Origin of the sequence: Mesorhizobium sp. M1163 (assembly GCF_040318415.1) — a bacterium.
GTDB lineage: Bacteria > Pseudomonadota > Alphaproteobacteria > Rhizobiales > Rhizobiaceae > Mesorhizobium.
In genome coordinates, this window is the sequence record NZ_JAMYMF010000034.1 from 1 (window position 1) to 14,005 (window position 14,005).

Consider the following 14,005-nt stretch of genomic DNA (forward strand, 5'->3'; position numbering starts at 1 on the left):
GTAGGGCAGTAGGGCAGTAGGGCAGTAGGGCAGTAGGGCAGTAGGGCAGTAGGGCAGTAGGGCAGTAGGGCAGTAGGGCAGTAGGGCAGTAGGATATCGCTCCTGAGCACGCTTCTCTGCAATTCACCACATACTGCCGTACTGCCCTACTCCCTTACTCCGCCAAACTATCTGCTCCGCCGCCGCTCCGACGCCGGCTGGAACGCCACGCGGGCGTGGTACTTGCAGTAGGGCCCGGTTTCGGCGGCGTCGTTGCCGCAGAAATGGAAGTCTTCGGAAAGCGGATCGCCATTCGGCCATTTGCAGGTGCGCTCGTTCAGCTCGACGAGTTGCAGATGCCGCGAGATCGGCACGACGACGTTTTCGACCGGGCGGATATAGTGGCGCGACACCGGTTCGGCGTCAAATTGCGCCTTGAGCGCGGTCGCACCGATCGACGTGGTGACATGGCGCGTAGCGCTTGCCGCCCGCGACACCGATTTCTGGATCGTCGATCCCTGGACCGTCTTCTTCTGGCGTGCCGGTGAGGCGGTCGTGCGTCCGCGGCCGGACAGTTTCAGCCGGTGCACTTTACCGATCACCGCATTGCGGCTGACCCCGCCAAGCTGTGCAGCGATCTGGCTGGCGCTGAGGCCCTCCGACCACAATTTTCTGAGAAGTTCGACTCGCTCGTCAGTCCAGTTCATGAGACCGCGCTCCTGCTGAAATGTGCGGCAATCGGAATCCATTCCCGACCCGGCTTCTGCCGGGCAGACACCACATATATCGGGTGATTAGGTCCGCCGCACGAAATCTAGTTATTTCTCTACTACAATTACCTTATGCGCTGACTCGGTGACAATAGTCCCAAGGCCAACACGAATCGGTTTTTTCGGTTTTCCCCAACTTGCCCGGTCGCTTATGAGCCGGCATTGTGCTGGGGGGCTTGCCGCACGTCCTTGCGCGACCTTTTCGTTGACTTCACGGCCGAAAAACACGATAAGCCACAAGGGCCGCCGCTTTGGCGGCTTTTTGATTTTCCGGTTCCGGAGACGCATATAATGAGCGGTTCGGCGCTTTTCGAGACCTTTGTTCGCGCACCCCTGGCATTCGACCACGGTGAAGGCACCTGGCTGGTCACCGACAAGGGCGAGCGATATCTCGATTTCGCAGGCGGCATCGCCGTGAATTCATTGGGCTACAGCCATCCGCATCTGGTCGCGGCCCTCACTGAACAGGCCGCCAAGCTCTGGCACGTCTCCAATCTGTACGAGATTCCGGGACAGAGCCGGCTCGGCGAGCGGCTGGCCGATGCCAGCTTCGCGGACAAGGTGTTCTTCACCAATTCCGGCGCAGAGGCGCTTGAATGCGCCATCAAGACGGCGCGGCGCTATCACTTCGTCAAGGGCCACCCCGAGCGCTTCCGCACCATCAGCTTCGAAGGCGCCTTCCATGGCCGCACCCTGGCGACCATCGCCGCCGGCGGCCAGTACAAATATCTGGAAGGTTTCGGCCCCAAGGTCGACGGCTTCGACCAAGTCGGCTTCGACGACATCGACGCCGCCGAAAAGGCGATCACGCCTGAAACCGCGGCGATCCTGATCGAGCCGGTGCAGGGTGAGGGCGGCATCAGGCAAGTGCCGTCGCAATCGCTGAAGCGGCTCAGGCAGCTCTGCGATCAGCACGGACTGCTCTTGATTTTCGACGAGGTCCAATGCGGCGTCGGCCGCACCGGAAAGCTGTTCGCGCATGAGTGGGCGGGTGTCACACCCGACCTCATGGCGGTGGCCAAGGGCATCGGCGGCGGCTTCCCGATGGGCGCCTGCCTCGCCACCGACGAGGCAGCGGCCGGCATGACCGCCGGCGTGCACGGCACCACCTTCGGCGGCAATCCGCTGGCCATGGCGGTCGGCAATGCCGTGCTCGACGTAGTGCTGGAAGACGGCTTTCTCGATGACGTCCGGCGCAAGGCGCTGCTCTTGAAACAGGGGCTGGCCGGTGTCGCCGACGAATTTCCGGACGTTATCGAAAGCATCAGGGGCACCGGCCTGATGCTCGGCCTTAAATGCGCGATGCCCAACACCAAGGTTACGGTGGCACTGCGCGACCAGCATCTCTTGACGGTTCCGGCCGGCGACAACGTTATCCGTCTGCTGCCGCCTCTCACCGTCACCGATGCCGAGATCCACGAGGGGCTCGAGCGCATTCGTGCCGGCGCCAAGAGCCTGGCGGATGCCATCGTCGCTGCCGCCGCGAAGTAATCCTGGAATTCCTGATGTCCCTTCGCCACTTCACCGATCTTTCCGCCGTTTCCGAAGGCGATCTGCGCTTCATGCTCGACGACGCAGCTGTGCGAAAGGCGAGGCTCAAGGCCGGCGAACGCACCAAGCCGCTCGAAGGCAAGGTGCTGGCGATGATCTTCGACAAGCCCTCGACGCGCACGCGCGTGTCGTTCGACGTCGGCATGCGGCAGTTGGGTGGCGAGACGATCATGCTGACTGGTACCGAGATGCAACTTGGCCGTTCCGAGACTATTGCAGACACGGCCAAGGTGCTGTCGCGCTATGTCGATGCCATCATGATCCGCACCACCTCGCATGACCGGCTGCTGGAACTGACGGAAAACGCTACGGTGCCCGTCATCAACGGGCTGACCGACGAAACCCATCCCTGCCAGTTGATGGCCGACATCATGACCTTCGAAGAGCACCGCGGTCCGGTGGCCGGCAAGACGATCGCCTGGACCGGCGACGGCAATAATGTCCTGCATTCTTTACTGGAGGCCTCTGCGCGGTTCCGCTTCAAGCTGAACGTCGCGGTGCCCGAAGGCAGCGAACCGGCTCAGAGGCATGTCGACTGGTCGAAGGCCAATGGCGGCAAGCTGAAATTCACTCGTTCGCCCGAGGAGGCCGTTCACGAGGCCGACTGCATCGTCACCGACTGCTGGGTCTCGATGGGTCAGGAGCACCGTGCGCGCGGCCACAATGTCTTCTTGCCCTATCAGGTCAACGCGGCCCTGATGGCGAAAGCCAAGCCGGACGCGCTGTTCATGCACTGTCTGCCGGCGCATCGCGGTGAGGAGGTTACCGACGAGGTCATCGATGGGCCGCATTCGGTGGTGTTCGACGAGGCCGAGAACCGGCTCCACGCCCAGAAGGCGGTTTTGGCCTGGTGCCTGGGCGCTTGATCCGGGCCGCCTTGATCCGGGAGTTCGTGGTGCCTATCTCAGGCGCATCACGCAAATCGAGCGCGTCTCGTCGCATGCGCCCCGGAGGGCGGCATCGCCGCGCCCCGGAGCTTTGTCATGTTGGAAACTCGTCAATTGGCTGAACATCAACCCAAGCTCGGCGAGTTCGGCTACGCCGGCGACGACCATGTCGTGCCGTTTGAGGTCGGCCCGCTCGACGTGCGCGGCCGTACCGTCCAGCTCGGGCCGATGCTCGACGCTATTCTCAGCCGCCACGAGTATCCCGAGCCGGTGGCACGACTACTGGCCGAAGCCTGTGTGCTGACCGTCCTGCTCGGAACTTCGTTGAAGTTCGAGGGCAAGTTCATTCTGCAGACCCGCACCGACGGGCCGGTCGATATGCTGGTCGCGGATTTCTCCACGCCGCACGCGCTGCGCGCCTATGCCCGCTTCGATGCCGACCGGCTGGAGGCTTTGACGGCTGCCGGCGAGACGTCGCCGCAGACGCTGCTCGGCAGCGGCGTCCTGGCGCTGACAATCGACCAGGGCGCCCACACGCAACGCTACCAGGGCATCGTCCAGCTCGACGGCGTCACGCTGGAAGAAGCCGCACGCACCTATTTCCGCCAATCGGAGCAGATTCCGACCGACCTACGGCTTTCGGTGGCCAAGCTTCTGACGCCCGGCGTCGGCGGTGCCCGCGAGCAATGGCGCGCCGGTGGCCTGCTGGCACAATTCCTGCCGCAGTCGCCGGAACGCATGCGCGTACCCGACCTTCCCGGGGGCGACGGCGATCCGCGTGAGGAAATCCACGACCCGACCGACAATTCCTGGCAGGAACTGCTGGCGCTGCTTGGTACCATTGAACCGACCGAGCTGATCGATCCGACTATCGGCGCCGAGCGGCTGCTTTACCGGCTGTTCCACGAGCATGGTGTCCGCGTCTTCGGCGGCGTGCCGGTCGCCGACCAGTGCTCATGCTCGAGGGAGAAGATCCGCGGCATCCTCGAGGGTTTTTCCGCCGAGGAGATCAGAGACAGCACCGAGGATGGTAGCATTCACGTCGCCTGCGAATTCTGCTCGAAGCAATATGACTTCGACCCGGCGGAATTTGCAGCGGCTCAATAACGAGCGTCAGTGCGGCTGCCTTCGCAGAACTTGGGTTCCTCGCCCCGCAAGGCGGGAAGAGGAATCAAAGTGAACGTCAATTGACGGTGCGCCGGGTGCCTGGCAAATCGAGTGAGAAGGCGGGGATGGCGACGTCGAAGGTCTCGCCCCGCTTGTTGCGCATTGTGTAGTGCCCGACCATGATGCCGGACGGGGTCGAGAGCGGGCATCCAGACGTATACTGATAGCTGTCGCCGGGGTTGAGTCCCGGTTGCTCGCCGACAACCCCGGGGCCGCGCACTTCCTCGACCTTGCCGGTGCCGTCGGTAATGTGCCAGTAGCGCGACAGAAGCTGCACGAACTCGTCCGACTGATTGTCGATGGTCACCTGGTAGCCCCAGACATAGCGGTTTTGCGGCGGGTCGGAGTGATCCTCCAGATAGAACGGCCTGACCTGCACTTCGATGTTGCGGGTGACGGCGCTGTACATAAACTGCTCCAAAGCAATGTAGATGGAACTTTCGACGCTCAGCGCAGTTTGATCAACGATGCGCGTCATCTCCTTGCCCGACTCAAGCGCAGGTGCCGAAAAACAATGTCATTTAAGTGACACATGACAATGATGGTGTGCAGGCTTGTGCCGGGCGACTCGGTGTTCTGTCGAATTGTTGAAAACGGCCGTCAGGCGGCCGGCATTTCTGGAGTGACCAGATTTCGATGGAACCGACATTCGCAGCCGCCCTCTTTTCCATAGCTCTCCTTCTTTCAAATCTCGCCAGCGTCCTGTTAGCTTCGCTGAAGCTGAAGCGAGCAGCCAGGATCGCATCGCCCGCCGCCACCGTGCTACCGGTATCGATCGTCGTCCCGGCGCGCGGCGTCGAGCCGTTTACCGAGGAGACGCTGGAGCGCGCCTTCTCACTCGACTGGCCGCGCTACGAACTCATCTTCTGCGTCGCCCATGCCGACGACCCCGTGGTCAAGTCGATCACCGCTGCAATGGCGCGTTTTCCGGCTATACGCGCCCGGCTGCTCGTCGGCGACGACCGCATCAGCGGCAATCCGAAACTCAACAATTGCGTGAAGGGTTGGGAAGCGGCGCTTTATCGCTGGGTCATCCTTGCCGATTCCAACGTGCTTATGCCGAGCGATTATGTCCAGCAGCTGATGGCGGCATGGCGGCCCGACACCGGCCTCGTCTGCTCGACGCCGATCGGCTCGCGGCCTGAAGGGTTTTGGGGGGAGGTCGAATGCGCCTTTCTCAACACGCTGCAGGCACGCTGGCAGTACGCTGGAGAGGCGCTCGGCCTTGGCTTCGCCCAGGGCAAGAGCATGTTGTGGAACAAGCCGATGCTTGACGCCAATGGCGGCATCCGCGCACTGGCCGCCGAGATTGCCGAGGACGCCGCCGCGACCAAGCTGGTCAACCGGCTCGGACTGCGGGTCAATCTTGTCGCTTCGCCGTTCGAACAGCCGCTCGGCCGGCGCACGCTTGGCGAGATCTGGTCTCGGCAGGCGCGTTGGGCGCGGCTGCGCCGCGTCACCTTCGCGCTGTTCTTCGCCCCCGAGATCCTGATCGGCGCGGCGCCGCCGCTGGTGCTTGCGCTGATCGCGGCGGCTGACGCCGGCGTCAGCCTGCCGGCAACCGCCATCGCCGTGCTGGTCGCGGCCTACCTGCCGGAATGTGCCCTGGCCTGGGTCAAAGGATGGCACCTGTCGCTGCGCACCATCTTGGCAATGATGGTTCGCGACTGCATGCTGCCGGCGATATGGGCGCGCGGCTGGCTGAGCGGCGCCGTCGACTGGCGCGGCAACGTTATGACCATCCAGACCAAGGCCGTCGCGGAGCTGGAAGAGACCCCGTCCGGCGCCTGACCGGCACGTCCGGCGCGGGCTGTACGAACCCGCTCGCCCTGTTCGGCCAGCCTTATCCGGCAGCTCTCAGCGCTTGCTCGATATCTTCGAGCAGATCGTCGGTATCTTCCAGGCCCACGGAAAGCCTGAGCGTTCCCGGTCCGATGCCGAGCTCGGCGCGGGCCTCATCGGTCAAATTCTTGTGCGTGGTCGTCGCCGGATGGGTGATCAAGCTCTTGGCGTCGCCGAGATTGTTGGAAATCAGCACGATGTCGAGCGCGTTCTGGAAAGCAAAGGCCGCCTGCTTGCCGCCCTTCACATCCAGGCAGATCAGCGTCGAACCACCCGACATCTGCTTCTTGACCACGGCCGCTTGCGGGTGGTCGGCACGGCCGGGATAGATGACGCGGGCGATTTGCGGGCGCTCGGCGAGGAAATCCGCGATGCGGCCGGCACTTTCCGTCTGCTGGCGTACGCGCAGCGGCAGCGTCTCCAGGCCTTTCAGCAGGGTCCAGGCATTGAAGGGCGAGAGGCTGGGGCCGGTGTGGCGGAAATAGTCATGCAGGTTCTCGTCGATCCATTTTTTGTCCGACAAGATAACGCCTCCAAGGCAGCGCCCTTGGCCGTCAATATGCTTGGTGGCCGAATAGACGACGATATGGGCGCCGAGCTGCAAGGGTTTCTGCTGCAAGGGCGTGGCGAAGACATTGTCGACGATCAGCCTGGCGCCGATCGAGTTGGCAAGTGCCACGACGGCGGCGATGTCGACCACCTCCAGCGTTGGGTTGGTCGGGCTTTCCAGGAAGAACAGTTTGGTGTTCGGCTTGACCGCCTGTTCCCAATTGGCGATGTCAGTGCCATCGACCAGCGTTGCCTCGATGCCGTATTTCGGCGCCAGCGTCTCGACCACCCAGCGGCAGGAGCCGAACAATGCGCGCGCCGCCACGATATGGTCGCCCGCCTTGGCGCTGCACAGCAATGCTGCCGTCACCGCCGCCATGCCGGACGCCGTGGCGCGCGCGTCCTCGGCGCCTTCCAGCGCGCACATACGCTTTTCGAACATGTCGACCGTCGGATTGGCATAGCGCGAATAGATGAAGCCCGGCTCCTCACCCTTGAAGCGCGCTTCCGCTGCTTGCGCCGTCTCGTAGACATAGCCTTGGGTGAGATACATCGCCTCAGAGGTCTCGCCGAAGCCGGAACGCAGCGTCCCGGCATGCACGAGTGCGGTCTGAGGCTTCCAGTCGCGCTTCTTGGTCATCATTCTATCCAAACACCAAAAATGGTCCAAACAACAAAAAACCGGTCGCGAAAGTCGCAACCGGTCCATATGGCCTTGCGGCCCGACGGTCCTTTAGCGACTTGTTTAACGTGGCTGCAAGCCGACCGGCCAAATCACCACGGGATAACGAGCTTTAGACCCGCACCACGCTTGCGTCAATTGCCGGCATGATTAAGACGGTTGTACCAAGCAGGTGCCAAAGGCGTCCACGGTTTGTGGCAAGGACCTGTGACGAAACAAGACCTCGCCCGGTGTTCGAACGGAGCCAGACCCTTGCGGCAGACAGGCATTCTTCCCGATCGGGATATTTCCGCGCTGTTCCAGACGGGCGCGCTGAAATCGCCGCGCGCGCTCGATGCCGACCAGATCCAGCCGGCCAGCCTTGACCTCAGGCTCGGCGACAAGGCCTGGCGCGTGCGTGCTTCCTTCTTGCCCGGCCCCGACCACAGAGTTGTCGACAAGCTCGACCGGCTGAAGTTGCACGAGATCAACCTCGCCGAAGGTGCCGTGCTCGAAACCGGCTGCGTCTACATCGTGCCACTGCTCGAAAGCCTGGCGCTGCCCGCGCATATTTCGGCTTCGGCCAACCCGAAGAGCTCGACCGGGCGGCTCGACATCTTCACTCGGGTAATGACCGACCGCGGCCACGAGTTCGACAAGATCGCCGCCGGCTATGAAGGCCCGCTCTATCTGGAGGTCAGCCCGCGCACCTTCCCGATCGTCGTGCGCACCGGCTCGCGCCTGTCGCAGATCAGGTTCCGCACCGGCAATGCGCTTTTGTCGGAAAGCGAACTGCACGACCTGCATCGCGCCGAGATGCTGGTCGCCACCGAGCCGCCCAACATCTCAGGCGGCGGCATCGCGTTGTCGATCGACCTCGACGGTGACAAGGACGGGCTGGTCGGCTATCGCGGCAAGCACCACACCGGCCTGGTCGACGTCGACAAGCGCGCCGCGCAGGATGTCGTCGATTTCTGGGAGCCGCTCTACAAGAGCGGTGCCGGCGAGCTGGTGCTCGATCCGGACGAATTCTATATCCTGGTGTCACGCGAGGCGGTGCATGTGCCGCCGCTCTACGCCGCCGAAATGACGCCCTTCGATCCGTTGGTCGGCGAGTTTCGCGTCCATTATGCCGGTTTCTTCGACCCCGGTTTCGGCCATTCGGCGTCGGGCGGCACCGGCAGCCGGGCGGTGCTCGAGGTGCGTAGCCACGAAGTGCCGTTCATTCTCGACCATGGCCAGATCGTCGGGCGGCTGGTCTACGAGCACATGCTGAAACGGCCGCAGGCACTCTACGGCACCGATCTCGGCTCCAACTATCAGGCGCAGGGCCTAAAACTGTCCAAGCATTTCCGCGCGGCGCGCTGAGCTTCCCCTTACTTGCGGCTATGCCGGCTCAAAGCGCCTTCACCGCCACCTTCACCGGCTGCTCGATTTCGAGCGGGTTGCGCAGCGGCAGGCCGAAATCCTGCGCCTCGATTTCGAACACGTCGCCGGCCTCCGTCCTGATGCCGTCGGCGAAGGACAGCGTCGCCGTGCCGAACATGTGCACATGCACGTCGCCCGGCTGGCGGAAGGCCGAGTATTTGAAGTGGTGATGCTCGAGATTGCCAATGGTGTGCGACATGTTCGCCTCGCCCGACAGGAACGGCTTTTCCCAAAGCAGCTTGCCGTGGCGCAGGATGCGTGAAGCGCCGCGAATGTCGGACGGCAGGTCGCCGATCAGGATCTCCGGCCCGAACGAGGCGTTGCGCAGTTTCGAATGGGCGAGGAAGAGATAATTCACGCGCTCGGTGACGTGGTCGGAAAACTCGTTCGACAGCGTGAAGCCGACGCGGAACGGGGCGCCGTCGTCGCCGATCACATAGATTCCGGCGATTTCCGGCTCCTCGCCGGCATCCTGGGCGAAGGCGGGCGACATGAGCGCCGCGCCGGGCGCCACTGCCATGGTACCGTTGCCCTTGTAGAACCATTCGGGCTGCACGCCGATCTGGCCCTTCGCCGGCTTGCCGCCCTCCAGCCCCATGCGGAACATCTTCATGGAATCGGTCAGCTGTTCCTCGCCGCCATCGCTGAGCTTCTTGTGCATGGAATCGCGGGTCGCGGCGGAGCCGAGATGCGTCAGCCCGGTGCCGGTGAGATGGAGATGCGCCGGATCGGGATGGTTGATCGGCGACAGCAGCCGTCCCTTCTTGTAGGCTGCGTCGAGATCGACGGTTTCGCCGAAGCCCTTGCGCTCGATCAGGGCGACAAGCCCGGTGCCGGTGCGCGCGGCTTCCATCGCCAGCGAATAGACGCTGCGAGCGCCGTTGATGACGCGGGTCTTGCCGCCGTTGCGGGCAACGACGCGGATCGTCTCGGCGTCGTCGAGGATCTGTGAGATCAGCATGGTAACCCTCTCTGAATTGCGGCCTGCCTTCTTGGCAAACCCTGCCCGGCGCGGCTCGGACCCTGTCCACGCCGCGGTTGAAATTCTTCGTCCGGATTGCGCTCGCGGGTCAGGTCCCTCGGGGACTTCTTCGCGCCGCCCGGCAGCGCCGCGATGTGACCTGTATGCCTCCTGGTTGCCTCTCAAGCCTTGTTCTTGTTGTAGACGTCGAAGACGACGGCGCCGAGCAGCACCAGGCCTTTGACCACCTGCTGCCAATCGACATTGACGCCCATGATCGACATGCCGTTGTTCATGACGCCCATGATGAAACCGCCGACCACCGCGCCGATGACCTGGCCGACGCCGCCCATCGCCGAAGCGCCACCAATGAACACCGCGGCGATGACGTCGAGTTCGCTGCCGAGGCCCGCCGCAGGCACCGCCTGCCCCAGGCGCGCCGCGATAATCAGGCCGCCGAGTGCCGACAGCACGCCCATGTTGATGAACACCATCAACGTCAGCCGTTCGGTCTTGATGCCCGATAGCTGGGCTGCCTTGGCATTGCCGCCCATCGCATAGATGCGGCGTCCGATCGTCATGCGTTTGGTAACGAAGACGAACAACGCTATCAGCACGCCCATCACCATGAGAACGATGGGCAGGCCCCTATAGGTGGCGAATTGGTAGACCAGAAACAGTGCCAGCCCGCTGATCACCAGGGTCTTGACGACGAACAGCGAGAAAGGCTCGGCTTCGTAGCCATGCCGCTCGCGGGTGCGCCGCGCCCTGAGCCCGAAATAGGCATAGGCGAGCACGGCGGCGAGGCCGATCACGATAGTCGTCAGGTGCAGCGTCAGGCCGCTGCCGACAATGGTTTTGCCGGCGGCGTTCACGGTCGGTGGTATCAGCGTCAATGGGCCGATCAGGTCCGGAATGAAGCCGGAACTCAGCGCCTTGAAGCCGACTGGAAGCGGCCCCACGGAAGACCCGCCACCCAGCAGCGCCTGACAGATGCCGCGGAAGATCAGCATGCCCGCCAACGTGACGATAAAGCTCGGTATTCGGTGATAGGCAATCCAGTAGCCTTGTGCCGCGCCGATCGCGCCACCCACGATCAGGCAGATGATCGACACCACCAGCGGATTGCTCAATGGGCCAAGCGGCCAGATAACCATCATCATCGCCGCCAGTGCGCCGATGAAGCCGGCGACTGAGCCGACGCTGAGATCGATATGGCCCGAAACGATCACCAGAAGCATGCCCAGCGCCATCACGATGATGAAGCTGTTCTGCTGCACGAGATTGCTGAGGTTCACCGGCTTGAACAGCGTTCCGGACGTGGTGAACTGGAAGAACACCATGATTGCGATCAACGCCAGCACCAACCCGTATTCGCGCAGATTGGTGACCAGCGCCGAGACGGCAATGCGAGGTGCCTGTTGTATATCCTGGGCGACGCCGGTTTGCGGCCCGGGAGCGCTTTCGGTGCTCATGATGCTTTCCCTTCTCCACGGACGATGGCGCGCATGATCTTTTCCTGGCTGGCGTCGCTCGCCGCCATTTCGCCGACGATGCGTCCTTCGTTCATGACGTAGATGCGGTCGGTGATACCGAGCAGTTCGGGCATTTCCGACGAGATGACGATGATTGCCTTACCCTCGGAGGCGAGACGCGCGATGATCGTATAGATTTCATATTTGGCGCCGACATCGATACCGCGTGTCGGCTCGTCGAGGATCAGCACTTCCGGATTGGCGAACAGCCATTTCGACAGCACCACCTTCTGCTGATTGCCGCCAGAAAGGTTGCCGGTCATCTGGTAGACGCTTGAGGCGCGGATATTGGTCCTGCCGCGATAATCGTTGGCGACGGAAAGCTCGCGCAAATCGTCGATAACGCCATGGCGCGAGACGCCGGGCAGGTTGGCCAGCGTGATGTTATGCTTGATATGGTCGATCAAGTTGAGACCGTAGGTCTTGCGGTCCTCCGTAACATAGGCGATGCCGTGTTCCACCGCCTTGCTCACCGAAGAGACATCGATCGGCTTGCCGTTAAGGAACACCTCGCCCGTGATGCGACGGCCATAGGACCGGCCGAACAGGCTCATGGCAAACTCGGTCCGGCCGGCGCCCATCAGCCCGGCAATGCCGACCACCTCGCCCTTGCGGGCGTTGAGGTTGATGCCCTTGATGACCTGCCGCTCGGCATGGATGGGATGGTAGACCGACCAGTTTTTCACTTCGAGAACGGTCTCACCGATCTTCGGCTCTCGCGGCGGGTAGCGGTCGTCGAGCGAACGGCCGACCATCGAGGTGATGATGCGGTCCTCCGAGATGTCCTTCTTGGCCAACGTCTCGATGGTCCGGCCGTCACGGATGATCGTGACCTTGTCGGCGACCCGGTTCACCTCGTTGAGCTTGTGGGAGATCAGGATCGAAGTGATGCCCTGCCGCTTGAATTCGAGCAGCAGATCGAGCAGCGCCTGGCTGTCCTTTTCGGACAGGCTCGCCGTCGGCTCGTCCAGAATGAGCAGCTTCACTTCTTTGCTGAGCGCCTTGGCGATCTCGACCAGCTGCTGCTTGCCGACGCCGATATTGGTGATCAGCGTGTTGGGGTCTTCCTTGAGGCCGACCTTCTTGAGCAGGGCGCTGGTGCGCGTCTCGTTGGCATTCCAGTCGATGACGCCGTATTTGGCCTGCTCGTTGCCGAGAAATATGTTTTCGGCGATAGACAGCATCGGCACCAGCGCAAGCTCCTGGTGGATGATGACGATGCCCTTGCGCTCGCTGTCATGGATGCCTTTGAAATGGCACTCATCGCCGCGATAGATGATCTGGCCGTCATAGGTGCCGGACGGATACACACCCGACAGCACCTTCATCAGCGTCGACTTGCCGGCGCCGTTCTCGCCGACCACGGCATGGATCTCGCCTTCCTCGACCATGAGCTTGACGTTCGACAGCGCCTTGACGCCTGGAAACGTCTTGGTGATGTCGCGCATCTCCAAAATCGTCGATGCCATTGAGAATACCACTCCTGCGAGGTCCGCAAACAATACCGGGCTGGCTCGCCAACGAAAAGGGGCCCTGCCTGCGCAGGACCCCAGGCTTTGTAACCGCGATTACTTCAGTTCTTCGGCCTTGATGTAGCCGGAGTCGACCACCAGCGCCTGGTAGTTCGACTTGTCGACGTCATGCGGCGTCAACAGGATCGAGGGAACGACCTTGACGTCGTTGTTGTAGGTCGTGGTGTCGAGGCCTTCCGGCTTGCCGCCCGAGAGCACCTTGTCGACGAGTTCGACCGTCGCCTTGGCGAGTTCGCGGGTGTCCTTGAACACGGTCGAATACTGCTCGCCGGCGATGATCGCCTTGACCGAAGCGGTCTCGGCGTCCTGTCCGGTGACGATCGGCCATGGCTGATCGGCAGTGCCGTAGCCTACGGCGCGCAGCGAAGCGATGATGCCGCGCGACAGGCCGTCATAGGGCGAGAGCACGCCATCGACGCGGCTGCCGTCCGAGTAGTTGGCGGAGAGCAGATTGTCCATGCGGGCCTGGGCGGTTGCCGCCAGCCAGCGCAGCGTGCCGACCTTGTCCATGCCCATCTGGCCGGACTTCACGACGAGGGTCTTGTCGTCGATCAGCGGCTGAAGAACCGACATGGCGCCGTTATAGAAGAAGAACGCATTGTTGTCGTCCGGCGAACCGCCGAACAGCTCGATGTTGAACGGGCCTTTCTTCTCGGGATAGCCGAGGCCCTTGAGCAGCGATTTGGCCTGGATGACGCCGACGCCGAAATTGTCGAAGGTGGTGTAGTAGTCGACATTTGGCGTCTTCTTGATCAGGCGGTCGTAAGCGACGACGACGACGCCGGCGTCATTCGCCTTCTGCAGCGCATCGCCCATCGTGGTGCCGTCGATCGAAGCGATGATCAGCGCCTTCGGGCCTTTGGTGATTTCGTTTTCCAGTTGGCTGAGCTGGTTCGGAATGTCGTCCTGCGCGTATTGCAGGTCGACAGTGTAGCCCAGAGCCTCGAGCTGGGACTTGACGGCGTCGCCGTCGTTGATCCAGCGCTGCGAGGTCTTGGTGGGCATCAGCACGCCGACCAGGCCTTCGCCCGCTTGCGCCGGCAGCGTCATAGCCGCGATGCCTAGGGCCGCGACGGCGGCCAGTGTCTTGATAATCTTCACATTAACTCTCCCTGGTTGATGGACGCGTACCCTTGGGTTTCG

At 62.6% G+C, this 14,005-nt stretch carries 12 protein-coding genes and 1 riboswitch; of the genes, 5 read left to right on the forward strand and 7 right to left on the reverse strand.

What is annotated here, in order from left to right:
• Positions 1-167 precede the first annotated feature (167 nt).
• Positions 168-686: a GcrA family cell cycle regulator gene (locus NKH43_RS27105; protein ID WP_352526795.1), complete on the reverse strand. Its 519-nt coding sequence runs from the start codon at positions 684-686 to the stop codon at positions 168-170.
• 354 nt (positions 687-1,040) lie between these two features.
• On the opposite strand from NKH43_RS27105, the gene NKH43_RS27110 reads away from it, so the two are divergent.
• The 3 genes from NKH43_RS27110 to NKH43_RS27120 all read left to right on the forward strand — a co-directional run bounded on the left by NKH43_RS27110 (position 1,041) and on the right by NKH43_RS27120 (position 4,294).
• Complete coding sequence (locus tag NKH43_RS27110; protein WP_023719496.1) at positions 1,041-2,240, forward strand: aspartate aminotransferase family protein; 1,200 nt, start codon at positions 1,041-1,043, stop codon at positions 2,238-2,240.
• Between the two features lie 14 nt (positions 2,241-2,254).
• Positions 2,255-3,166, forward strand: coding sequence for an ornithine carbamoyltransferase (gene argF / locus NKH43_RS27115; protein WP_031194171.1), 912 nt, complete (start codon positions 2,255-2,257; stop codon positions 3,164-3,166).
• Positions 3,167-3,283: 117 nt separating this feature from the next.
• Complete coding sequence (locus tag NKH43_RS27120; RefSeq protein WP_023719494.1) at positions 3,284-4,294, forward strand: Hsp33 family molecular chaperone; 1,011 nt, start codon at positions 3,284-3,286, stop codon at positions 4,292-4,294.
• Between the two features lie 76 nt (positions 4,295-4,370).
• On the opposite strand, the gene apaG is transcribed toward NKH43_RS27120, so the two are convergent.
• Positions 4,371-4,763 (reverse strand): Co2+/Mg2+ efflux facilitator ApaG/CorD, encoded by a 393-nt coding sequence (gene apaG, locus NKH43_RS27125; RefSeq protein WP_254816331.1) that lies wholly within the window; start codon positions 4,761-4,763, stop codon positions 4,371-4,373.
• 227 nt (positions 4,764-4,990) lie between these two features.
• Here apaG and NKH43_RS27130 point away from each other — a divergent pair, with 227 nt between their 5' ends.
• The gene (locus NKH43_RS27130) at positions 4,991-6,145 is read left to right on the forward strand and encodes a ceramide glucosyltransferase (RefSeq protein WP_352860755.1); all 1,155 of its coding nucleotides are present in this window, start codon (positions 4,991-4,993) and stop codon (positions 6,143-6,145) included.
• Between the two features lie 52 nt (positions 6,146-6,197).
• Here the strand turns inward: NKH43_RS27130 and NKH43_RS27135 are convergent, their stop codons facing one another.
• Positions 6,198-7,388, reverse strand: coding sequence for an O-succinylhomoserine sulfhydrylase (locus tag NKH43_RS27135; RefSeq protein ID WP_352860757.1), 1,191 nt, complete (start codon positions 7,386-7,388; stop codon positions 6,198-6,200).
• Between the two features lie 70 nt (positions 7,389-7,458).
• Positions 7,459-7,536, reverse strand: a riboswitch (SAM riboswitch).
• 143 nt (positions 7,537-7,679) lie between these two features.
• Here NKH43_RS27135 and NKH43_RS27140 point away from each other — a divergent pair.
• Positions 7,680-8,774, forward strand: a complete 1,095-nt coding sequence (locus NKH43_RS27140; protein ID WP_352482477.1) for a 2'-deoxycytidine 5'-triphosphate deaminase — start codon at positions 7,680-7,682, stop codon at positions 8,772-8,774.
• Between the two features lie 28 nt (positions 8,775-8,802).
• Here the strand turns inward: NKH43_RS27140 and araD1 are convergent, their stop codons facing one another.
• From araD1 to chvE, 4 genes are all read right to left on the reverse strand, one after another.
• On the reverse strand, positions 8,803-9,795 hold the full coding sequence (gene araD1, locus NKH43_RS27145) for an AraD1 family protein (protein WP_023719489.1): 993 nt from the start codon (positions 9,793-9,795) through the stop codon (positions 8,803-8,805).
• Positions 9,796-9,977: 182 nt separating this feature from the next.
• The gene (gene mmsB / locus NKH43_RS27150; RefSeq protein ID WP_023719488.1) at positions 9,978-11,270 is read right to left on the reverse strand and encodes a multiple monosaccharide ABC transporter permease; all 1,293 of its coding nucleotides are present in this window, start codon (positions 11,268-11,270) and stop codon (positions 9,978-9,980) included.
• Positions 11,267-12,799, reverse strand: a complete 1,533-nt coding sequence (gene mmsA, locus NKH43_RS27155; RefSeq protein ID WP_023719487.1) for a multiple monosaccharide ABC transporter ATP-binding protein — start codon at positions 12,797-12,799, stop codon at positions 11,267-11,269. Before mmsA ends, mmsB begins: the two co-directional genes overlap by 4 nt.
• 99 nt (positions 12,800-12,898) lie before the next feature.
• Positions 12,899-13,963 (reverse strand): multiple monosaccharide ABC transporter substrate-binding protein, encoded by a 1,065-nt coding sequence (gene chvE / locus NKH43_RS27160; protein WP_023719486.1) that lies wholly within the window; start codon positions 13,961-13,963, stop codon positions 12,899-12,901.
• Between the last annotated feature and the right edge of the window lie 42 nt (positions 13,964-14,005).

Excerpts from the sequence above, each read along its gene's own strand:
- NKH43_RS27105 (WP_352526795.1), bottom strand. The coding sequence starts at position 686 with ATGAACTGGACTGACGAGCGAGTCGAACTTCTCAGAAAATTGTGGTCG.
- NKH43_RS27110 (WP_023719496.1), top strand. The coding sequence starts at position 1,041 with ATGAGCGGTTCGGCGCTTTTCGAGACCTTTGTTCGCGCACCCCTGGCA.
- argF (WP_031194171.1), top strand. The coding sequence starts at position 2,255 with ATGTCCCTTCGCCACTTCACCGATCTTTCCGCCGTTTCCGAAGGCGAT.
- NKH43_RS27120 (WP_023719494.1), top strand. The coding sequence starts at position 3,284 with ATGTTGGAAACTCGTCAATTGGCTGAACATCAACCCAAGCTCGGCGAG.
- apaG (WP_254816331.1), bottom strand. The coding sequence starts at position 4,763 with ATGTACAGCGCCGTCACCCGCAACATCGAAGTGCAGGTCAGGCCGTTC.
- NKH43_RS27130 (WP_352860755.1), top strand. The coding sequence starts at position 4,991 with ATGGAACCGACATTCGCAGCCGCCCTCTTTTCCATAGCTCTCCTTCTT.
- NKH43_RS27135 (WP_352860757.1), bottom strand. The coding sequence starts at position 7,388 with ATGATGACCAAGAAGCGCGACTGGAAGCCTCAGACCGCACTCGTGCAT.
- araD1 (WP_023719489.1), bottom strand. The coding sequence starts at position 9,795 with ATGCTGATCTCACAGATCCTCGACGACGCCGAGACGATCCGCGTCGTT.
- mmsB (WP_023719488.1), bottom strand. The coding sequence starts at position 11,270 with ATGAGCACCGAAAGCGCTCCCGGGCCGCAAACCGGCGTCGCCCAGGAT.
- mmsA (WP_023719487.1), bottom strand. The coding sequence starts at position 12,799 with ATGGCATCGACGATTTTGGAGATGCGCGACATCACCAAGACGTTTCCA.